Below are 21246 nucleotides of genomic sequence, written 5' to 3' on the forward strand. Positions count from 1 at the left end.
GGGGGGGGGGCGGGCGGCCGGGCCGGGGGGGGGGGGGGGGGGTGGGTGGGGGGCCCCGGCGGGCGGGGGGGGCCCCCGGGGGGCCCGGGGGGGGGCGGGCGGCCCCGGGCCGGGCGGGCCCCGCCCTGGCCCCCCCCCACGCCGGTCTGGCCTCCGGGTCGGCCCCCAGGAGTTCGGGGGCCGGTGCCTGGTGCTGGGCGAGGAGGGTGAGGGCGGCGGCTTCGTTGGCGGCGCGGGCCGGGTCGCCGTAATGCTTGAGAACGTACGGCACGGGGCCGTCGACGTGCCAGACGCGGTTGGCCTGTCCTGTGGTGATCTCCCGGGCTCCGTGCGGGACCCGGCCGTTGATCGCCGCCACGGGCTTCAGGCGACGTCGCCGAGGTAGCCGGATGAGGAGGGGCCGGCGGCGAGGGCGGCGATCGGCTGTCGCAGTGCGTGGGGCAGCAGGTTCAGGCCCGGCACCTTGTCCAGCTCCACCCACTCCAGGCCGGTCTGCACGTCGTCTTCGGCGTGTCCGCCGAGCTGGCCGGGGTCGCCTTCGGGGGTGCACTGGAAGATCGCTTCGATGCGGTGGGTTCCGGCCTCGGTGTCGGCGTGCTCGTGATTGGCGCCGATGTACTCACGCAGCCACAGCATCCTCTCCACGGTGACCCTCAGGCCGGTCTCCTCGTGGACCTCGCGGCGGGCGGTGGCGTCGAGCGGTTCGCCGGGGTGCTGGCCGCCGCCGGGCAGGAAGTAGCAGTCCTGGCCCTCCCAGTTGGCCCGCTGGAGCAGGACGCGGCCGTCGTGGACGACGACGGCCTTGGCGGAGGTGCGGATGGTCGGGGTGACGGGCTCGGCCACGGGTGGGCTCCAACTCTTCGTCGGTGGTGGGCGGTAAGGGATGTCAGCGTTCAGTCTTGCCGAAACCGCGGTGGCGTCCGGCGGCCTTCGCGAAGATCAGCCGCCAGGGCCCGGCCAGTCGTACGAACGGCTGGAGCGGGCTGGCCGCGATCAGCGCGGACGGGTGTGCGGGGGATGTCCGGGGCAGGTGGCCGGGCAAGGGCGGCGGGGTGACGGCCGCGTGCAGGGCCGGGGTCAGGGCCAGCAGCCGGGCGGTGGTCACGGGGCCGTGCAGCAGCATCCCGGCCGCCGCGACGATGGTCCATGCGGGCCCGGCCCACCAAGCGGAGACGACGGCCGCCGCACACAGCGGGGCGCCGATCAGCCAGGCGGCCTCGTCCGCCCACTCCCGGGCCACCAGCACCGCCTGGGCCGGGCGGGAGAGAGCGGAGGGCAGGCGGGCGACGGCTGCCGCGTGGTGGTCGGGGCGGGCGGAGGCGGTGAAGGCGAGCGCGTGCAGGTTCGTCAGTCCCGACGGTTCGGTGTAGGGCTCGTCGAGGACCGTGACCGGTGTGGCGGTGAGGTCGGCGCCAAGCAGGGAGAGCCGGTGGCCGGTGCTGAGGTCTTCCATCGGTTCGGGGAAGCCGCCGAGCACGCGGACGGCGGGGAGGTGGACGGCCATGCCGCAGCCCACGGCGTACACCATCGGCCGCAGCCACATCCGCACCGCCTCCGGCAGCCGGGAGGCGGCCAAGAAGCGGTGCAGGCGGACGCGGGCGAGTTCGATGCCGAGCGAGCGCCGCAGCTGGTACACCCACTCCCCGGCCAGCAGCAGCCCCACCGGGCCGGCGGGGAAGGGACGGCGGGCCAGCAGCGGCAGCCGCTGCTGCTGGATCAGAGCCGGGGCCCTGCCCGTACGGGCCCGGTGGGCAGTGGCTGTGGTGGCGAACGCCTGTAGGGTGCGGCGGTCGGGGACCGCGTCGGCGTCGTAGACCACCGCGTACGTGTCGCCTGCGTGCTCGTCCTGTCTCCAGCCGAGCGGTCCGAGGACCTGCCCCAGGCGGTCGAGGGCGAAGTTGAGCTGTCCGGCCTTGCGGCCGCCGACATCGGGCTGGTGTAGGTGCACCAGCGGCAGGTGGCCGCCTGGCGGGTCGGCGGCGAGAGCCGCCACGACGTCGGCGGTGGTCGGCTCAGCGTCGAACAGCTCGGTCAGCACCCGCAGCCGGTCGGCGGGATCGGCGGCATTGACCGTCTCGGCGACCTCGCGGCAGCGGGCAGCCGGGAACAGGCCCCGCAACTGCCCGGCCGTGAGCGGGGCATGGGCGGTCAGGGCCGCCAGCCGGCCGCGGTGTCCGGTGCGGGCGGAGGTTTCGCGTTCGGTGGTGATGACCACGACGGCGGCCCGGGCGTGCGGATAGTCGAGCGCGGTGAACGCGGCCACCGTCCGCGCGGCGATCGCCTGCTCGCGCAGCATCGGCAGCAGCACCACCAGCCACGGCACCGCCTCCGGCTCCGGCTCCGGCGGGGTGGGGGTGGGGGAGGTGAGCAGCCACCTTGCGCACATCTCCACCGCGATGGAGGCCCATACCGCGCGGGCCAGCAGCAGCGTCAGCAGCACGGGCACGGCGATGTGCAGCCACCCCTCGGCCGCGGTCATCGCTCCTCCTCCAGGAGCCGGTAGACACCGCGCATCTGGTCGGCGACCAGGGGCCAGGCGAACAGCTCCGCGCGTTCGCGGGCGGCGGCCCGCCGCACGGCGTGCGCGGCGGTGCCGGTCTCGGCGAGGACCTTCTCGACCGCTTCCACCGCGGCGGCGTCGCCGGGCGGGGTGAGCTGGGCCGCCCCGCCCCGGCCCGCGTAGTGCGGGATGCCGCCGACGTCGGTGGCGACCACCGGGGTGCCGCAGGCCATCGCCTCCAGCAGCGCGTTGTTGGCGGTCGCGTCGACGAGCGGCAGCAGCATCACGGCGGCCCGCCGGTACAGCGCGATGAGGGTCTGCTCGGCGACACCTTCCAGCACGCGGGCGGCCGGGTGCCAGGGCCGGCTGCGGGCCTGCCGGGTGACGACGATCAGCTCGATGGTGCCGCCGTAGAGGTGGTGCAGCCGCTCGTGCACGGCGTCCAGCACCTCCCAGTCCCGCAGCCACCAGCCGACCGTCAGCACCAGCGGCCGGTCGGTGACGGGCTGTCCCGCCGGGGTGAAGGCGGTGGTGTCGATGCCGTGGGGCACCAGGTGCACGCGCTCGGCGGGCACCAGGTCGGCGAAGAACGCCTGCTGGTGAGGGTCGAGGACGACGATGTGCTCGGCCGCCCGTGCCAGCGTCCGCCACGTCGCGGGCGGCAGATGCTGCCCCAGGCAGGCCGGCGGCTGGTGGTAGGTCACGGCGGTGGGGCCGAGGCGGCGGCGGGAGAACCAGTACTGCTCGTCCCCGTAGAGCACGTGGGCCGGCTCGCGGGAAGCCAGCAGGTGCAGGTCGGTGGCGAAGTGCTCGGCTGGGTAGAAGGGCAGCGGGCAGTTGCGGGCGAGCAGGCGGTGGGCTCGGCGGACGGCCTTGGTCGCGAGCGGGCCGGTGGGCGGGGTGATGCGGCGGACTTCGGGAAGGTGGTCGAGAAGGCGGTCGTAGCCGCCGTGGGCGGTGTGCCAGGGTACGCGGACGACTGAGGCGATCACAGCGTTATGCCTCCTTCGGGGCGAGCAGGCCGAGGGATTGCAGCCGGACGGCGACGGCGGCGGGGTGATCGAGGCGGACGACGGGCAGGTCGGCCCGGCCCGGGTTGAGGCGCGTCGCCCAGCGGCGGCGGTGCCGGTGGTGGTGGGCGGGTCCCCACCGCAGGATCGAGTCGCGGGCGAGCAGGTGACGGAAGCTCTCCCGGTTCCCGGCGAACAGCTCCTGCCTGCTGGCGGCCCGCCCAAGCGAGCGGCGGATCAGCCGGGGCAGGCAGATCCGCAGCGGCAGGTCGAGCCAGATGGCCAGTTCGGCGCGGGCCAGCAGGATCTCACCGGCTTCGCCGCCGTAGTTGCCGTCGGCGATCCAGGTGTCAGCGGCCAGGGCGTCACGGACGCGGGTGTGGAAGACCGGCGTGTCGACCGGGGTCCAGTTCGGTCCCCAGAACAGTTCGTCCAGGTCGAGGTGGGGCAGGTGCGTGTGGGCGGCGATGGCGGCGGCGAGGGTGGACTTGCCGGAGGCCACCGGGCCGACCAGTGCGATGCGCTTGGGTATCACGAAAGCCTCCGGGTGACGGCGTCGGCGATCCGCTCCAGCAGGTGCGGCGTGCGCACCCCGGCCGTCATCGTCATCATCGGCACCCGGGCGACCAGGTCGTCCATGAAGTCGGCGGCCTGGCGGGCCAGTTCGCCCACGGGGCGGGTGCGGTCGGCGAACCAGGGGTGGAGCCAGTCCTCGTCATGCGGGGTGCAGCACACCGTGGCGAGCGCGGCACGGGCGGCGGCCGGGCAGGGGAAGGCGATGCTCACTTCCTGGTCGTCGTCGCTGAGCCGGGGCAGGACGACGAGCCGCAGCGGGGCGCTTTCCCGCACGCGGGAGGCGAAGGCGTGGGCGAAGTCGTGCGGGGTGCAGGAGGCTTTGCGCATGGCGCCAAAGCCGGTCGGCAGCACGCTGTGCGGCGGCAGGCTGCTGTTCGGGGCGAGCGCGGACAGCGTGCCGCCGGCGATCCTCACCGAGATCGGTACCCCGACCACACTCGCCGCCGTCTCGGTGACCAGCACACGGTCGGAGCCGATGAGCTCGGCGCGACGGTGGGCGGCCAGGGCCGTGAGCACGGTGGTCTTGCCCGCCCCGGACGCCCCGGCGATCAGCACTCCGTGCCCGTCGACCGCGCCGGCCGCGGCGTGGAAGGCGGCCCAGCCGCGGTGCTCGGCACAGCGCAGGACGACCTCGCGGATCACCCGCAGGGCATACCGCTCGCCGCGGTCGGTCCGCGAATGCAGCACGACGTGCAGCCGCCCCGTCGCGTCCTTGGCGTACAGGTGGTCGGCGGGCAGGTGCGAGGCGGGGTCGGGCCGCCACCAGCAAACCTGCCCGATCCGGGAGAACAGGTAGGGCTCGCCGCGGAACGGCACCACCGTCACCGACGGCGCGGCGGTCAGGCGGGCCGTACGGTCGCGGAAGAGGTCCTCGCTGTGGTGGACGCGAAGGTGCGTGAACTGCCCGCACAGCCGTGCTGGGGCGGTCTCGGGGGCGAAGTTCAGCAGGTGGATGCCCTGGTCGACGCTGAAGGTGTCGTCGGTCTTCAGGTGGAAGCGGTGCCCGGCGAAGGAGACCTCCGCGCTGCTGCTGCGGCCGTTCACGCCCGGCCTCCCGCCACCGTCACGGCACCGCGGGCCGGGGCGAGGAGTTCCTCGGTGGTCCCGCCCACCAGGCGACGGGCGATGTCGATGCCCATCTTCACCGCGTGGTCCATGTTGCCGATCTCGTACCGCCAGGTCCCGAACCGGCCCCGCGGATAGATCCCGCGGGCCTCCATCCACGGCACCACCTCAGCCAGGGCCGCATCCCGGTCCAGGGTGGGCACCGGGTAGGCGTACTCGATCAGCTCCAGGTGGGTACTGGCCAGCGGTGCCTGCTCGGGCACCAGGCCGTGGCGCCGCAGAGCCTGGTCACAGTCGTGGATCAACCGGCTGTAGTCCAGGCGGCTGCCCGGCAGCATGGAGATCTCGGTCATCCACGCGCTGAACGCCTGCGTGTCGGCGCCGGGGACGTTGGCGGGCGCGTACTTGCTGAAGTTCGTGGCCCGGTAGAACGGCACCTCTGCTTGCGAGAAGTACAGCCAGGACCGCTCATCGGTGGTGGGGGCCCGGTAGCCGAGGCCGACCATGGCCACCGTGGTGTGCCGCAGCCGCCCGGCCGCCGCCCGCACGGTGCCCGGGGCGCCGACGGTGATGGCGGCGAGCCGGTCCAGCGGGCCAGTGGCCACCAGGTGGTCGAAGCCGATGCGCTCGCCGTCGCCGAGCGTCACGGTGCGGGCAGCCGGGTCGACGGCGACTACGCGGGCGCCGGTCCGCAGACGGGTGTCGAGGCGAGTGGCCAGCCGGCGCCAGATCTCCCCGGTGCCGCCGCGGGCGGGAAAGGCGAAGGTCGCGTTGGGGCCCCACCGCCTGGCGGGCCGGGCGGTTCCCGAGAAGGCCGCCAGGACCTCACCGGCATCGACCGGAGCGACGCGCTCGGCGACCCAGGAGGAGGCCATCTGCTCGGGCGTCATCGCCCACACCTTGGAGTTGTACGGGCCGAAGAACCGCTCTACCAGGCCCGATCCGTACATTCCTTGCAGCCAGGTGGCGAAGTCCGCGTCGGCGGGCAGCCCCTGTTCGCGTCGCTGGCAGGCGAGCAGAAGGTCGTGCACACACGCCTCGGCGTCCTCGGCCGGGAGGTGGTGGAGGTGCTGCTGGAAGGGGTAAGGCACCCACCGGTCCCGGAAGCGGACGTAGGAGGACCGGTCATGGTGCAGCAGCTCGTCGGCCGTGAACAGCTCGGCCAGCAGCCGGTCGAACTCCCCGAAGTGGGAGAAGACCACGTGCCCGCCCAGGTCCCAGGTGAAGCCGGCCGGGTCGACCACGGACGAGGCGAGGCCGCCGGGCACGGGGGCAGCCTCCAGCAGCGTCCAGGCGCGGTGGCCCAGCCGCTTCAGTTCGTCCGCGCAGGCCAGACCGCAAGGCCCGGCTCCGAGGACGACGATCCTCTCGGACGGTAACGAGCGCGCAGAACGGGGCATGAAGCCCTCCTTCGGTCGGCAGACGGCAGAAGCCCGCGCCAGGGGCGGGCGGCGGTGCGAGCGCGGGGGCAGTGGGGCCCGCCGCCCGGTGCACGAGGGGAAGCGGCGGGGCCCCACTGCCGCGAGCCAGGGTCGGCTCGCGGGAAGCGGCAGCAGGCGGGGCACCGTTCGCCCGCTGCCACTGGTCGGGAAAGGCGGCCTGCCCACCCGGGACAGCAGACATCCCGGACGGGCAGGAAGTCGATGGCCGTCGCCGTCGGCTTTTTCACCCGTCAGCCGACGGCGGTCCCGCGGGAGAGGGCGATGGGCCGTACAGCAGCCTGCCCAGCGGCACGGTGCTCGTCGGGTCGGACAGGGCACGGACCGCGGCCTCCAGCCGGGCCGGGTCCGCCCCCAGATGCGTCACGGCCGCCTGGATGAGCGTGTTGGCCAGACGGCTCTGCAGGAAGGCTTCGTGCCGGTGTCCGGCCACCGCGATGGCCAGCGCCTCCAGCGAGAGGAACGTCTTGCGCCGCGTGGTCTGCTTCGGCCCGTTGCCGAAGGTCATCCACACGACCACTTCGCGGGCTGCCGCGTCGTATGCGACCCGGAACGGGAGCTGTTCGGCGGGGACTTCAGGCACGGCCGTCTCCTTCGGCGTAGGGCAGGCTGCACACGATCTGCTTGCCGACCGGCGTGGGCAGGACCCGCCAGCCGGGGGCGAGAATGTCCACCAGGCCCAGCCCCCGGCCGGATTCGGCCTCCTCGTCGTCGAGCGCGACCGGCCGGAGGCTGGGCAGCAGTTCCGGCTCGGGGTCATGGACCTTCACCGACACCCCGTCCTCCACGGCGTCGACCTCGACGACCAGGGGGACGTGATCCCCGCAGGCCCGCACCGAGTTCCCGATCAGCTCGGAGGCGACGAGCTGCACGTTCGCAGTGGTGCCGGTGTCCACACCGGCCTCGCACAGCGTCTTGTCCGCCAGCTCACGCACCAGGCGGAGGTGGGCCGCCGAAGCGTTCATATGAACGGCGAAGCCAGTCGGCCGGGCCCGTAAGTAGAACCCGGCACCCGCTGCGGCCTGCGCTTGCGTCACCACGAACACGGCAGCCTCCCACCCGCGGCACACAGCCGCACGGCACTGGATCAAGTAGCGCACAGCTACGGCAAGTTGACCGAGCGTCGCTTCTTTCTCCCGAGCATGTACCCTTTCTCGATCGGGCCGCAACCTTTCGGCCCGATCCGGTGAAGGAATCCTCGAAAGCGGGTCGTGTTGCGGCCTGGCGCGGTGTCAGACTGCGAATATGCCGCATTCCCCCTTGGTGCCGACCGTCCGCCGCCGACGCCTCGGCCAGACGCTCAAGAAGCTCCGCAACGACGCCGGGATGACGCTGGAGGACGCCGCCGTCGCGATGGGGTGGAAGGTCCCGAAGCTGTCGAAGATCGAGAACGCCCGGCAGCAGATCCGTCCGGTCGAGGTCACCGGTCTGCTCAAGGTGTACGGGGTGAAGGACACGGAGGTGTTCACCGCCCTGGAGAACCTGGCCAAGGACGCGGGGAAGAAGGGCTGGTGGCAGACCTACAGCGGCGTCGTGTCCCCGGCGTACGCGGACTACATCTCACTGGAGGACGACGCCGAGCGCATCTGCGAGTGGGCGCCTCTGGCCGTTCCCGGCCTGTTGCAGACCGCCGCCTACGCGCGCGAGACGATGACCGCCACCAGCGGCTCCCGCACCCCGGAGGAGATCGCGGCACTCGCCGAAGTCCGCCAAGCCCGCCAGGCCGTGCTGACCAGACCCGGCAATCCCCTGCAACTGTGGACCATCATCCACGAGGCCGCGCTGCACACGCGGTTCGAGGTGAGGCCGGCCACCATGCGCGAACAACTGCGCAGGCTGCTGGACACCGCCGAGATGCCCAACGTCACCGTCCAGCTCATGCCGCTGGACTCCACCGCCCACCCCGGGATCTTCGGCGGCTTCGGCCTGGTCAGCTTCCCAGGCCCCACCCCAGATGTCGTGCTGTTGGAAAATCTCAGCGGAGCTACCTACGTTGAGGGCGACGGCACGCAACCCTTCACAGGCGCGGTCGACCGCATCCGTGCCGCGGCCTTGTCAGTGGAGGACTCACTCGCACGAATCGCACAGATGGAAGAAGGGCACCGGAAGTGAACAACGCCAAGGCGGAGTTGTACGCGTACGACCTCTCCGCCGCCCGCTGGCGCAAGGCCAAGGCCAGCGGACCGGAACACAACTGCGTCGAGATCACCGACCTCCCCGGAGGCGGCATCGCCATACGGGACTCGAAGAACACCCACCTCGAACCGCTGCGGTTCGACGCGACAGAGTGGTCCATGTTCCGGCAGGCCATGATCAGCGGAAAGCTCTGATCAGCGCAAACGTGTAGGTTCCCCGGAAGCGGGGCCAATTCCCAGCGATCTAGGCCACTCGACGGCCAACGGTGTGTCTGCGCGGGTCACAGACACACCTCAGTCGCCGACCTGGAGGGAATGGCCACGAGTCCCGGGAAAATGCCGCGCCCCGGCGCGGCGGCTGCGGGGAAACCCGCAGGTCGTGAGAGGCCAATTGGCCCCGGAGCACGGGAACCTACAAAACGGCGGTTGTCCTCCCCCGACCGAACTGGGGGAGGACAACCGCCGCAGCATGTCAGCCCTACCCCCCACGCAGCCAGCCGTAGCCCTCCAGACCGCGTAAAGATCCCTGGGCAGCGACCCCGTCCCAATGCCAGAGCCACCCGTCAAGATGTGGCCATGACGGACCAGAGCACCCATTCCATCTGGAGCCACCGGCAGGTCCCCGCCTGGGCTCACTCGGTCGGGCCCGGCTGGACCGCACTGCTCGACCAGCTCCACCGCGACCTGTTTGCCCTCGCCCCCGACTACCAACTCGACAGCCTCACCACCAGATTCGGCGGCCTACGCATCCACCTCGCCGACCGCTTCGACGAGGCCGGCGAATACGACGGCGGCTTCATGGACGAGGCCACCGCCCTCACCGACGCCGCCGAGACCGCCTCCGAGCACACCTGCGAGCTGTGTGGGTCCCCCGGACGCCCTCGCTTCCGAGGCGACCAGCACCACACGTGGATCACCACCGTCTGCGAAGCGTGCCGAACCTGCCCGTCGCCCCTGGCCGACCGCCCGGGCTCGGCCCCTGCTCTTTAGTCGCCGGACGGGCGGAGCGGGATGACGTTGCCGGGGGCAGGTTGGTCCTGGCTGTCGGGTTGCCGGAGGATGAGGACGGCTGCCGCGAGGGCCATCTGTTCGGCTCGATGCCGGGAAGCGGCCTCGGCAGCCCGGGAGTCCTTGAGAGCTTCCTTCAGGCGGACAGCCTCTTTGCGAAGCCGCCTTTCGACTTCCGGCGTCTGGTGCGTTTTCGCACGCACCCGCGCGTAGAACTCTTCCTTGAGGTCGGCGTGACGCTTTTGCAGAGCCATGCGGTGAACACCGACCTCCGCGGCGAGCGCGACCACCGTGAGGCAATCATCAGGGAAGCACAGCTTCGGGATGAGCTGGCGCGGCACGCGCAGCGAGATCCGGGCTCTGGAGGCTTTGAACCAGCAGCTCGCCCTGCTGGGCGAGCGCCTGCACGTCGTGTTAGGCGACCACGAGAACTACGACGTAATCGACACGTTGTCGCGCAACGGCTCCGGGGTCCTCTGGATGGGATCGCATCTGGCGCTCCTCCCCCGCTCCGGTCTCGTGCGCGCCGGCCAGCACCCCGTCGGCTGGCTGTCAGGGGCCGCGAGTATCGACCGGTGCGTGCGAATGCCGAGCCTGACATGGTGGGAGGCTGAGCTGCCCACGGACGAGCAGGCAGCGGGTCCTCTGGACGCTGGGGCAAGCCCTGATGTGGTGCTCGCCCACGAGGCGCTGGCGGTCCCGGGGTTGATCCAGCGGCTCGGCGACGGCCGCGGCTGGCACCCCGACGATCTGGCGTATGCGCGCGCGGTGCAGCAGGTGCACACCGCGCGGGTGCTTTCGGCGCTCGATCCGGCCAAGGAGACGCTGTGCGTCGCCGGTCACTGCCACTTCCGTCACTCGTAGCAGGCAGTGCTCGATGGGATGCCGGTCCGTCAGGAGATCTTCGACCGGGACGACTCACCCGATGCGCTGGCGGTGCTCGACCTGGACGACGACGTCGGCGGCATCCCGCGCTTCGAGGCCGTAGCAATGGGCTGAGCGCCTCTGCTTCCGTGGCATGGCTGCTTTGTCAGCCGCTCAGACGACACCCGATAACCCGAACTCGCCAGTCCGAGCCATCGGACGTCGCCATTCAAGCCCCTTTCATCGTCGATTCGAGTGACCTATCTAAGATAGGATGCCATCTACGCACCTCATGTATGAGGGCTTTTCGATAGAACGAGCAATGACCATTTGGATTGCAGGGGGAGATGAGAGATTCATGGCGAAGCTGTCCTATAAGGTGCCGAGTTCGCTGAACAGGAGCTTCCTCGACCACGAGATCACGCTGAGCAAGGGAGGTTGGGCGGCCAAGCCCTCCCCGATCAAGCAGCTGCTCTTCTTCGGCGGCGGCATCCTCGCCCTGCTGTGGTTCAGCACGTCGACGTTCGTCGCGAGCTCGGGACCGGTGGCCATCACGTTCTTCGTTCTTTGGGGACTGGCTGCGATCGCCTACTTCGGCGGGCTGATGAAGACGAAGGAGCTGCGCATCATGCGCGTGCCGGCCTTCCTGGCGTATCTGCCGCCGAAGGCCCGTCACGTCTTTACGCGCCGCAGCTCGAACCCCACGGACTTCTACTCGATCGTCGGCATCGACGGGATCGACGAGGACGGGCTGATCCGCTTCTCCGACGGCGGCGAAGGCCGGGTCTACCTGGTCGTCGGCTCGGCCAGCTACCTGCTCTTCGACGAGGACCGGGTCGGGATCCTCGACCGGGTCGACTCCTTCTGGCGCAAGGTTGAGACGGCCTGCGAGCACAGCTTCATCACGACGAAGGAGCCGCAGCGGGTCTACCACCAGGTGGCGAACCTGGAACGGCGCAATCAGGCCCTGCAGGTCCGCGATCCCGATCTGATCGAGCTACAGAACGAGCAGTACGACATTCTCACGCAGCACGTAGGCGGGAAGTTCACCTCGATCCACCAGTACCTGCTGCTCATGGGCAAGAACGCCGACGCACTGCGCAAAGGGCACCAGGTCCTCCAGGCCGAGGTCGGCGGCTCGACTCTGATGATCAAGGAAGCCACGATGCTCGACCGCGAGGAGGCCCTGCCGATGCTCCGGGTCTTCTACCAGGGCATCGACGACGAACTGCTCGATCTCAAGGCGTCGCTGAACTGACCAGCGCCAGGCCGGCCACCACGACGAGGAACGAACGAAGGACACCATGGCGCTGATGACGAAAGTCCGGGCACAGCTCGGCATTCCGGGAAAGAAGCCTGACGAGACGAATGAGACCGCGGAGCCTGTGGTCGATGATCCGCGCGCGGACGGTGCTGCTCAGGCCGAGGGCTTGCAGGACGCCGCGCCGGCGGACGGCGCAGCCGATGAGGCCGCCGAGCCGAAGAAGAACTGGTGGCAGCGCCGCCGGGAGGTGAAGCACCTCCAGGGTACGTTCGACGCCTACCCTCACCTGCTCACGCTGAAGCCGAAGGAGAAGTACCTCTTCCGCTCCGACTACTTCGAGGTCGACGGCTCGGTCGCCTGCATCCTGGCGTACTTCCACGACGACGCCGCGCACGACAACTTCGCCGCCTTCTGGGGTATCGACCGGATCCCGGACGGCCTGGACGAGCGGGTCACCGCCGTCGTGCTTGAGCAGGTCAAGCGGATGGATGACAAGTGGATCGACTCGTACATCAAGCAGTCGGAGAAGCTGGACCGGCTGGATGCGAACGAGCAGGAGGAGACGGGCACGACCTCTTCCAAGCGCAAGGCCGCGAAGATCTCCGGTGACCTCGGGATCACGATCGGTGAGATCCAGGACGGTGCGAGCTACCTCTCGGTGCACAACCGGCTCTTCCTCAAGGCCCCCGATCTGGCGACCCTGGACGACACGATCGACCGGGTCACGCGTCTGTACATCGACCGATTCGGCACGCTGAAGGCTGCACCCTACGCCGGCGAGCAGCGCCAGGAGCTCTCGGGCCTGTGGAAGAACAACGAGAAGAAGAAGGGCAAGGGCTGCCACTTCACCTCGACCGAGCTGGCCGGCTCGTACTCGCTGGTGACCAACGGCCTGAACGACAAGGGCGGCGAGTATGTCGGCTACATGGTCGGCGACGTCAACAACAGCGCCGTGCTCATGGACGTCAACGCCTACGACCACCACGCGATCGTCGCCGACGCCACGCTCAGCGAGTACCTCGACCGCCAGCGGGTGGCCAACATGTGGTGCTCGAAGATCTCTCAGGCGGCGCTGCTGAACAACGGCCAGGTCGTCCACCTCATCCTCGACGGAGCGAACCTCGACAAGCTCGGCCCGAAGTTCGAGCGGCTCACCTCGCGCGTGGACCTGAACCGGGGCGACGTGAACATGTTCGAGATGTTCGGCGAGGAGGAGGACGAGCTGACGGTCTTCTCCGCCCAGATGGAGAAGCTCAAGCTGATGTTCGAGCAGCTCTACGAGACCAGCGACGGAGCGATCGGCTCGATCATCCGCAGCGCCCTCGAAGACACCGCGACCGACTTCTACATCGAGCAGGGCATGTGGCGGCACAACGCCAAGGAGCAGCGTCACCGCCTGCGCGTGGTGAACATCCCGCACACCCAGGTGCCGCGTCTTCAGATGTTCGTCTCCTACTTGGCAACCGCGCACAAGGCACTGCTGAACTCCAGCAAGACCGACCCGGACCAGCTGCGCGCCTACAACGTGCTCAGGGGCATCGCCAACGCGATGCTGAGCACCAACGGCGACCTGTTCAACAACCACACGGCCTCAGCCGTGGACGGGGTCCGGGATTCGCGGCGCGTGGTCTACGACTTCTCGCGGCTCATGCGCCGCGGCAAGGGCGTGGCGATGGCGCAGCTGGTGAACATCGTCGGCTTCGCCGTCGGCAAGCTGGGGCTCGGCGACACGTTGATCATCCACGGCACCGAGCACATCGACGACCGGGTGAAGAAGTACATCAAGGACCAGTTCGACCATATGTACGAGCGCGGCGGCCGGGTGGTCTACAGCTACAACGACGTCGACAAGATGCTGGCCGACAGCGACTTCAACAAGTTCGACGCCGCGGACTACACGCTCTTCGGCCCGATGCGCGACGGCACGGTGGCGGAATACCAGAAGCAGCTGCACCAGCGGATTCCGCCGGATCTCGCCCAACTCATCACGATCAAGGGCGAGAACCTCACGTACCTGCGCCGGGGCGTCTCCAACGTGGTCTTCCACCTGGACCTGGCACTGGGGATCAACCCCTACCGCGAGGCCCAGCGCAGGCAGGTCCGCCTGGAGGCGGCCAGGGCCGAAGAGGCAGCGCGGATGGACGCGATCATGCACGACAAGCTGGCACCGGGCGCGAACCTCACCAGTATCCGGAAGCACAGCGAGGGCCGCGACGGCGAGGCTGACGCGGGCCAGAGCGACGGGGGCAAGCGCCGCGACGGCAAGAAGAGCCTGCAGCAGCCCGAGGACGGCGCAAGGCGGCCGGCGAGGAAGCCAAAACCGAAGAAGCTGGTCAAGGCATGAACGAGGTCAGCACTGATACGAAGGCGAGGAGTAGAGGAGAGACGATGAACGGGACGATCACGGCGGTGGCGCGGACGCGCGCCTGGGCCTGCCACGGCGGCGGAGCCCGCCAGGGCAGGCTCGCGCGCGGGCTCGCCCTCGTGCTCCTGGCCGCGCTGTTCGTGCCGGTCCTCATGATAGCGACCTCTTCGCCGGCGTCCGCGGACGACAAGAAGGAGCGCGACAACTACAGCCTCTACCAGCTGGCTTCGAACGCGAGCTCGTACTTCAGCGAGAAGAACTCGCCGTCGAACGACAAGGGCATGCACAAGAACTGGAAGCCGGTCACGAGCAGTCCTGCTTCGGGCGGTTCCATGCTCGGCTACGCCGACCCGGATTTCAGCCTGGGCAACATCGTGGGCTGGTTCTTCGCCGAGGTCTCGGGGTCCTCGCAGACCGTCACGTACGAGACCCTGGCAGCGAAAGACGACAAGGGCAAGGCGAAGTACTCGGGCATGCTCGACTACGCACACTTCGGGGCGGCGAACGCTGACCTCGGCCTGGACACGATGTCCTCGGGCATCGGCGGACAGATCGTGAGCGTGATCGGAGGCTCCGTCATCTGGGTCCTCTACGCCCTGGCGCTGGCGGTCGGCACGCTGTTCTACGTCATCCTCCAGTTCCTGAAACTCATCAACCCCTTCCTGTGGTTCTACCAGGCGGTCAGGGCGGTCAATCCGACCTTCGCCGACGGGATGACGAGAGGTGACACCGGAGGCGGCGCGCTCTCGGGCCTCCAGCACTGGATCAGCGGCTGGTACGGCCTGCTCGTCGACATCTCGTGGCAGGCGCTCGTGCCGATCTTCATCGGCTTCCTGCTCATCGGCCTGGTCATGTTCAAGAAGATGGACCGCGGCTCGGCGATCAAGAAACTCATCGTGCGCGTCGTCTTCATCGGCGTCGGCCTGCCGCTCATCGGTTCGATGTACACCAGCGTGCTCGACAAGTTCGACAACTCGGTTCTCGGCCAGCATGCCGGTCCGACGCGCGTCGTGCTGAGCACCTACGTCGACTTCGAGGCGTGGATGATGAACGACCGCCTCGGGATCCCGGACCAGGCCACTGTCTCCTGGAACGGCGACCAGGCGAGCTCTGACGCGATGATGTCGGTGCGCACGAGCGCGCTGGCGATCAACAAGCAGTCCCACGGAGCGACGTTCAACGGCATCAGCATCGGCACGAAGGCCAACGACGCCGAGTCGGCCTGGAAGGACGGCACGGTCTCCGTCGGCACCAGTGCGTCGGATGACTTCAAGGCGGTGTTCTCGACCTTCGGGATCATCGGCAAGTACATCGGCAGCAACGAGATCGCAGCTTCCGACTTCGAGTCGGGGATCAAGAGCTCGATCACGCAGCTGGACGAGAGCGCGGATGTCAAGAAGAGCTGGTTTGTCGACAAGAACAGCTACGGCGACGTGGAGGAGTTCGGTGAGGAGAAGGGGCCGAAGCCGGTCGATCACCCGGTGATCTCGACCGACGGCACGGGCCTGACCTCCTCTCGTCCCGGCAAGGACTCGACGGTCTTCACGACGACCGGGACGAAGAGCAACTGCGGCTTCACGGTGGGCAAGACGCCCTCCTCGTGCAACCTGTCGCCCCTGGCGGCGTACAACTACCTCAACACCGGGTTCAGCCCCAGCTCGCTGAACATGTACAGCTCGAACAACGCCACGTCCGGCTTCACCCGCGAGAACCACATGGCCGTCAGCCAGGTGGGCACGGGGCCGGCGAAGTTTATGTACTGGTCCAACGCAGCCACGGTCCTGGGTTCCATCGTCCTGCTCGGCTTCTGGTACGCCATCGGCATGCTGTCCGGCGCGATCAAGAGGACCTTCAGCCTCGTGGCAGCCGTGCCGTTCGCGACGCTGGGCGCGATGGCCGCGATCGCCAAGGTGATCGTCTACTCCATGGCGCTGATCCTCGAGGTCCTCGTCACGCTGTTCATCTACCAGTTCGTCTCCGAGTTCCTGATCTCGGTCCCGGACATCATGGCCGGGCCCCTGTCGAGCTTCATGAGCCCGGGCGGACTGTGGGGCAGCGCCGCGCTCGGCGGGATCATCGTGGCGATCCTGACGCTGGTCTCCTCGCTGCTGATCATGGGCGTCACCTTCGCCCTGCTGCGGGTCCGCAAGACGGTGCTGCAGGCGATGGACGAGGTGGTCACCAAGCTCGTGGACAAGTTCCTGGAGACCAACACCGTGCCGAAGCCGGACAAGGGTGGACTGATGCCTGCTCTGGCCGCAGGTGCAGGGGCAGGCGCGGGTATGGCCCTGGGCAACAAGCTCGCCAACGGGTTCAACAGCAAGACCAGCGGCCCGGCGTCTCCGAGCACGGGCACGCCCGCGGGCAAGACCGAGTCGACGAACGCCGGCGGCACGAACGGCGACGCCACGGCTCTGACTGCTGGCGAGCAGGCGCTGGCCCTGGAGGGCGGCGGCGAGGGTGGCCCGGGCGATCCGAACAGCCCGGCGCTGGACGGTGGTCCTGGTGGTGGTGGCTCCGGTGGCGGCGGCGGTGACGACGCCAAGGCTCTGCCGGGCGGCAGCGGTCCGGCTGGTGCCCTGGGCGCGTCTGACCAGGGCGACGGTCCCGACGACAAGGGCGGTCCGCTGCAGCTGACCACTGGCGGAGCGGGCAGCTCGCACTCGGACAAGCAGACGGCACAGAACCTGAGCAACCAGGGCGGCCTGTCCAACCTCGGGTACACCTCGGACGGCAACAAGGTCATCCCCGGCGAGGTCCTGGCCTCGTACACGGAGCCGCCGAGCTCTCGTGGCGGCGCTCAGGGGCAGAGCAGCGCCGTCGGCGCTGGTTCTGTCCCGGCCAGCGGAGAGGCTGTCGCCGGCCAGACGGGCCCGACGCAGTTCGGCACGGGTGCCCCGGGCCAGCAGAGCTCCTCGGGCGGGAATCAGCAGGCTGCACCGCAGCGCTTCAGCGGCGGCGCTACTCCTGGTCTCGTTCCCGTTCCTGCTTCCGGGCAGCCGGCCGCGCCGGGCACGCGTCCGACGCGCTCCGCTCAGGACACCCCGGCTCCGAGGCAGTTGGGAGCCGGAACGTCGGCTCCTCGTCCCGTGGCCGCTCCGGTTTCGGGTCAGACTCCGGCTGCGCCTGGTGCGCGGACTCCGGCTCGGACGCAGGCAGCGCGTCAGCCGGGTTCGATCCAGGCGTCGACGCCGACACCGCGCCAGACGCCCGCCCCGCGGGCTCAGGCTCCGCGGACGTCGGCTCCTGCACCGGCTCCTTCGCCGCGGCAGGCTCCGGTTCCGCGTCCCCGTCCGCGCCGGGTTGCCGATCCGGCCCCTCAGAGCGTGGAGACTCCGGAGCCGCAGCAACGGCCGGCCGGTGGTCTTCGCCGGGGTCGGCGCGAGAAGCCGCAGGACTGATCGGGCGAGCGTGGAGGGCTGACGCACCCGGTGAGGACGACCATTGCGATCGTCCTCACCGGGTGCGTCGTCTTTTACTCGGCAGGAGGAGAAGGAAGAGCATGAGGCTCGGATCGAGGCTTCGCGGCGAGTTCCCGCGCGGCTGGTGGCGCTCGGCGCGATGGTGGATCACCGGGATCCGCGAACTGGCATTGAGCACTGCGGCGGCCGTGACCACCGTGGTGTTCGTCGTCGAGATGATGCGCGCTGTGCGGCATCGCGACGAGCCGCGGACTCTGGCGCGCCTGTCCAGCACGTTCGAGGGGCACGTGGCCAGCCTCTTGGTCAACAGCGCAGGCTTGGTCGTTCTGGTCACCATGGCGATCGATGACAGTCTGCCTGTGGTGCTGACAGCGCTGCTGGCCGGGTGGTGTCTGCTCAACATCGCCATCAGTGCCACAGTGTTCGTCGTGGTCGCCCGGTCGAGGATCCGGCAGCCGGCCGCGTGGGCTGAGCTGGATTTCGTCGAGCAGCACGCGCCGGAGTACGGCCGGCCACCTGAGACGATCGAGGAGTACCGGGCGCAGCAGCTCCAGAAGTAGGTGTCAGAGAAGAGACAGAACCCCGTGGACGTGATGTCCACGGGGTTCTGTGCTGCCTGGGTGGTTCGACGTTCAGCTGTGCTGGCCGCAGTCCTTGGCCATCAAGGCCTTCGCCTGGTCGCTGTCGGCGGGGATGAGCTGGACCTGGTCGATCGAATAGGCGAAGGTGTACCCGAGCGTGATCATGCTGTCCGACATCGAGATCGAGCCGGATCCCGGGTCAGTGCCTGTCTGGTCGGAGCCGTTGACGTCGTCCCAGAGCACACTGGTCCGACTGTCGTTGATCGTGCCGGTCGAGAGAACCTGGTACTGGCCCTTGTCGGTCTTGCCGTCCTTGACGATCGAGCCGTGCTTGATGTCGTCGAGGGCCTTCGTGGTCAGCTGACACTGCTGGTCGCCAGCGGTGACGTTGATGTACGTGATCTTGTGGCCGTCGATGGCGGCGATGCCGCCGCGCGCCCCGTCGGTGATGGAGATGTAGGCACCGTCGAAGCTGGAGGCCTGGCTGCTGCTGGGGCTCTGCGAGGAAGCAGCATCGCTGCTCCCGCCACAGGCGGTGAGCATGAGCGCGCCCCCGGCCAGGGCCACGGCGAACACGGCGATCCTGGTCCGCGTCGCATGCGCGGTCCTGGTGGTCTTCATGGCGTTCTTCCTTCGTTCGTTCTGGATGGTCGGTCGGGGTCAGCTCTGCGGAGGCTGGGTCGGTGGCATCTGCGGGATCGGCGGAAGCGCAGGTGTTTGACGCGGCGACAGCAGGATGAGGACTGCAGCAGCCAGCATCACGACCGACAGCAGCGTCAGGAGCACCACGCCCGCCCCGACGGAGGCGTAGCGGGTGCCGCTGACGGAGCCCATGGTCCCGAAGCCGTCGATCATGCCGATCAGGCCGGCGACGATGCCCATGACTCCGGCGGTGATGCGGGACCATATCGCCTTGCGGATGACTGCCACGACAGAGGCAGCGATGGCCACGAACATGATGAAGAGCAGGAAGCCGTCCTCGCCCCCGGCCTCGTCGCTGAAGTAGTTGACCGAGAAGCCCATGGCTGAAGCGACCGGCATGAACAGCGAGATGATCGCCAGGATCGCCGCGGCGGGAAGGATGAAGGTGGCCAGTCCCCTCAGCTTGGCCAGTCCCGGACGCGAGGTGTTCTGCTGCAACGAGCGCGCGGCGCTCTGCGCGGCGGGGGCAACGCGCTTGCTGAGGAACTCCTTGGCTCCAGAGTTCTCGACAGCCGGCGCGACCTTGGTGTTGAAGAAGTCCTGGGCACCGTTGACGACCTGCTTGGCTCCGTCGGCCATCTGCTGCGTCGACGGATCACGAGGCCGGCGCTCGGGAGCGATCAGTCCAGCCTGAGCGGCGGCCTGATACTCGGACATCGTCGGCTCGCGGAGATGCGTCTGCCGGAACCCGGCGGCCCACTGCTCGGCCGTGACAACGGGCGGAACCTGCGGTCGCGGCGGCACGGCCTGTGACGCTGTTGCATGGCCCTGTGTCGGCTGCTCGGGTAACTGAGGCTGATCCTCAGTCATAATCGCCCCCGCTTTCTCTCGTTCAGTCCTGCGTGTCCAGGCGGTGCCATCTTCACAGGGACCAGCGTCTCGGCTCCACAGTTCCACACTGCATCCCCGAGACCCCGATCCCGACCACACCAGGGAGCCGAAGGTGGCCCCCTTGAGGACCACCTGACCGACTTCCGAGCCTTCTTCTCGTACATCAGCACTTGCGAAGGCATTCACAAGCCCACTATCACTATCGCAGATTGATGTACCGGATGTACCGCCTAACGACAGAAAGCCAGTCAAAGTCGCCTATGAATAGGTAACTTTGACTGGCCAGGACTCAGTCTGTCAGGCGTCTTCTCGGAGGTTGTCGAGTCGATGCTCAGTCAACGCCAGTGCGACTTCGGACTGGTTGAGCGCGTGCTCGCCGTCCTGGATGCGCCACTGAAGACGCTGCACGGGCGGGGCGTCTGCTTCTTGGACTGCCAGGTCGCCGAGCTCGCACAGTTCCGCGTACGCGCCCTGTAGTTGCTCCTCGTGGTGCGCTGACCGGACTCTGAGGCGGGCGACCCGCTCTTCCCACCAGTTCACCCGCGACTCGCGGTCGAGCGTGGTCTTCCCCTCGATCCAGGCGCGGAGCTCGGCCTGGTCAACGTCGCTCGGGAGCCCGGTGGCGAGAGGCCCCTCGGGTTCAGGCATGTCGATGGGGATGTGCGACAGCAGCACTGCGGGGGTCGTGTCAAGCACATAGGCGATGGCGACGAGATCGTCGACGGTCACGGGGCGAGCACATCGCTCCATCTCCGCGAGGGCTTCGGCCGAGATCGGGTGATCGAGCATCAGGAGCACGTAGGCCAGCTCGTCGATGGCCAGCTCACGCAGCTGGCGGTAGTGGGTGATGGCGTCGGACACAGCAAGGGATGTGGGAAGGGGCGACGGCATGCATCGATCATAGGCATGCTCGGCGCGACCTTCGGGTGGATTGTCACATAGCTCTCGGCCGTCGTCGTATAGACCCGTGACGGGTCCCGAGGGAGAGGCCCCTACCTCAGCGACCGAACGGTACTCGAAGCGGCCAGGCAGCTCGCCCGTCGTCTCCCCAAGCCGCTTCACCCGCCCGCGTTCTCGGCGTAGCCTCGGTTCTGCTGACAGCCCAGGCCGGTCGGCGACGTTTGTACACGAGTCAAACAGTTGCCACGAGATCGGCACGGGAGGAAGGTAGATGCACGGCAGCGTCCCTCCTCATCTGGGTTGAGGAGGGACGCTGCCGCACTGGGCCCTTGATCAGTGTCCGGCGTTCATGCAGGAGCGGTCAGCCGAAGTGCCCCCGCTTCACATCCTCGACGAAGGCGCTCCAGCCCTCTGGTGAGAACACGAAGGCGCCCAGGCTCGGGGTCTTGCTGTCTCGTGCGGCTACGAGTCCGTCGTATGTGATCTGCACTTCCAGGCAGTCTCCGGACTGTGCTCCGCTGTAGGACGACTTCTTCCAGTCTTCTTCAGGCAGGTCATGCCGCATCACGGCCGCACCTTTTCAC

General features: G+C 68.9%; 21 protein-coding genes. 8 read left to right on the top strand and 13 right to left on the bottom strand.

Annotated elements, in window-relative coordinates:
- Positions 1–363: 363 nt before the first annotated feature.
- From ACWD35_RS38590 to ACWD35_RS38625, 8 genes are all read right to left on the bottom strand, one after another.
- Positions 364–843, bottom strand: a complete 480-nt coding sequence (locus ACWD35_RS38590) for an NUDIX domain-containing protein (protein ID WP_451356036.1) — start codon at positions 841–843, stop codon at positions 364–366.
- Between the two features lie 43 nt (positions 844–886).
- The gene (locus ACWD35_RS38595; protein WP_451356037.1) at positions 887–2479 is read right to left on the bottom strand and encodes a hypothetical protein; all 1593 of its coding nucleotides are present in this window, start codon (positions 2477–2479) and stop codon (positions 887–889) included.
- On the bottom strand, positions 2476–3492 hold the full coding sequence (locus ACWD35_RS38600) for a glycosyltransferase family 4 protein (RefSeq protein WP_451356038.1): 1017 nt from the start codon (positions 3490–3492) through the stop codon (positions 2476–2478). Before ACWD35_RS38600 ends, ACWD35_RS38595 begins: the two co-directional genes overlap by 4 nt.
- A 4-nt stretch (positions 3493–3496) precedes the next feature.
- Positions 3497–4045, bottom strand: a complete 549-nt coding sequence (locus ACWD35_RS38605) for a hypothetical protein (RefSeq protein ID WP_451356039.1) — start codon at positions 4043–4045, stop codon at positions 3497–3499.
- A complete protein-coding gene (locus tag ACWD35_RS38610; protein WP_451356040.1) occupies positions 4042–5130 on the bottom strand; it encodes a hypothetical protein in 1089 nt (362 codons plus the stop codon). The genes ACWD35_RS38605 and ACWD35_RS38610 overlap by 4 nt, the downstream gene beginning before the upstream one ends.
- Entirely contained in the window at positions 5127–6551 is a 1425-nt protein-coding gene (locus tag ACWD35_RS38615; RefSeq protein ID WP_451356041.1) for a protoporphyrinogen/coproporphyrinogen oxidase, read from the bottom strand. Before ACWD35_RS38615 ends, ACWD35_RS38610 begins: the two co-directional genes overlap by 4 nt.
- A gap of 265 nt (positions 6552–6816) precedes the next feature.
- Complete coding sequence (locus tag ACWD35_RS38620) at positions 6817–7173, bottom strand: hypothetical protein (RefSeq protein ID WP_451356042.1); 357 nt, start codon at positions 7171–7173, stop codon at positions 6817–6819.
- Positions 7166–7555, bottom strand: a complete 390-nt coding sequence (locus ACWD35_RS38625) for an ATP-binding protein (protein ID WP_451356043.1) — start codon at positions 7553–7555, stop codon at positions 7166–7168. Before ACWD35_RS38625 ends, ACWD35_RS38620 begins: the two co-directional genes overlap by 8 nt.
- A gap of 280 nt (positions 7556–7835) precedes the next feature.
- Here ACWD35_RS38625 and ACWD35_RS38630 point away from each other — a divergent pair, with 280 nt between their 5' ends.
- From ACWD35_RS38630 to ACWD35_RS38640, 3 genes are all read left to right on the top strand, one after another.
- Positions 7836–8702, top strand: coding sequence for a helix-turn-helix domain-containing protein (locus ACWD35_RS38630; RefSeq protein WP_451356044.1), 867 nt, complete (start codon positions 7836–7838; stop codon positions 8700–8702).
- Positions 8699–8920 carry a DUF397 domain-containing protein gene (locus ACWD35_RS38635; RefSeq protein WP_451356045.1) on the top strand — a complete coding sequence of 74 codons (222 nt, stop codon included), beginning with the start codon at positions 8699–8701 and terminating at the stop codon, positions 8918–8920. The genes ACWD35_RS38630 and ACWD35_RS38635 overlap by 4 nt, the downstream gene beginning before the upstream one ends.
- Before the next feature lie 381 nt (positions 8921–9301).
- Positions 9302–9715: a hypothetical protein gene (locus ACWD35_RS38640; protein ID WP_451356046.1), complete on the top strand. Its 414-nt coding sequence runs from the start codon at positions 9302–9304 to the stop codon at positions 9713–9715.
- On the opposite strand, the gene ACWD35_RS38645 is transcribed toward ACWD35_RS38640, so the two are convergent.
- Positions 9712–10074, bottom strand: a complete 363-nt coding sequence (locus tag ACWD35_RS38645) for a hypothetical protein (RefSeq protein WP_451356047.1) — start codon at positions 10072–10074, stop codon at positions 9712–9714. The genes ACWD35_RS38640 and ACWD35_RS38645 overlap by 4 nt on opposite strands.
- Here ACWD35_RS38645 and ACWD35_RS38650 point away from each other — a divergent pair.
- The 5 genes from ACWD35_RS38650 (at position 10058) to ACWD35_RS38670 (ending at position 18208) form a co-directional block, all read left to right on the top strand.
- On the top strand, positions 10058–10597 hold the full coding sequence (locus tag ACWD35_RS38650; RefSeq protein ID WP_451356048.1) for a hypothetical protein: 540 nt from the start codon (positions 10058–10060) through the stop codon (positions 10595–10597). The genes ACWD35_RS38645 and ACWD35_RS38650 overlap by 17 nt on opposite strands.
- Before the next feature lie 358 nt (positions 10598–10955).
- Complete coding sequence (locus ACWD35_RS38655) at positions 10956–11855, top strand: hypothetical protein (RefSeq protein WP_451356049.1); 900 nt, start codon at positions 10956–10958, stop codon at positions 11853–11855.
- 55 nt (positions 11856–11910) lie between these two features.
- The gene (locus ACWD35_RS38660; RefSeq protein WP_451356050.1) at positions 11911–14205 is read left to right on the top strand and encodes a hypothetical protein; all 2295 of its coding nucleotides are present in this window, start codon (positions 11911–11913) and stop codon (positions 14203–14205) included.
- A complete protein-coding gene (locus ACWD35_RS38665; protein WP_451356051.1) occupies positions 14202–17627 on the top strand; it encodes a hypothetical protein in 3426 nt (1141 codons plus the stop codon). Before ACWD35_RS38660 ends, ACWD35_RS38665 begins: the two co-directional genes overlap by 4 nt.
- A gap of 101 nt (positions 17628–17728) precedes the next feature.
- Positions 17729–18208, top strand: a complete 480-nt coding sequence (locus ACWD35_RS38670) for a hypothetical protein (RefSeq protein WP_451356052.1) — start codon at positions 17729–17731, stop codon at positions 18206–18208.
- Positions 18209–18280: 72 nt separating this feature from the next.
- Here ACWD35_RS38670 and ACWD35_RS38675 read toward each other — a convergent pair whose 3' ends face one another.
- From ACWD35_RS38675 to ACWD35_RS38690, 4 genes are all read right to left on the bottom strand, one after another.
- Entirely contained in the window at positions 18281–18850 is a 570-nt protein-coding gene (locus tag ACWD35_RS38675) for a hypothetical protein (protein ID WP_451356053.1), read from the bottom strand.
- A gap of 39 nt (positions 18851–18889) precedes the next feature.
- Complete coding sequence (locus ACWD35_RS38680; protein ID WP_451356054.1) at positions 18890–19741, bottom strand: hypothetical protein; 852 nt, start codon at positions 19739–19741, stop codon at positions 18890–18892.
- Between the two features lie 318 nt (positions 19742–20059).
- Positions 20060–20623 carry a DNA-binding protein gene (locus tag ACWD35_RS38685; RefSeq protein ID WP_451356055.1) on the bottom strand — a complete coding sequence of 188 codons (564 nt, stop codon included), beginning with the start codon at positions 20621–20623 and terminating at the stop codon, positions 20060–20062.
- Positions 20624–21023: 400 nt separating this feature from the next.
- On the bottom strand, positions 21024–21227 hold the full coding sequence (locus ACWD35_RS38690) for a DUF397 domain-containing protein (RefSeq protein ID WP_451356056.1): 204 nt from the start codon (positions 21225–21227) through the stop codon (positions 21024–21026).
- Positions 21228–21246 lie beyond the last annotated feature (19 nt).

This window comes from Streptomyces sp. NPDC002671, from assembly GCF_053592475.1.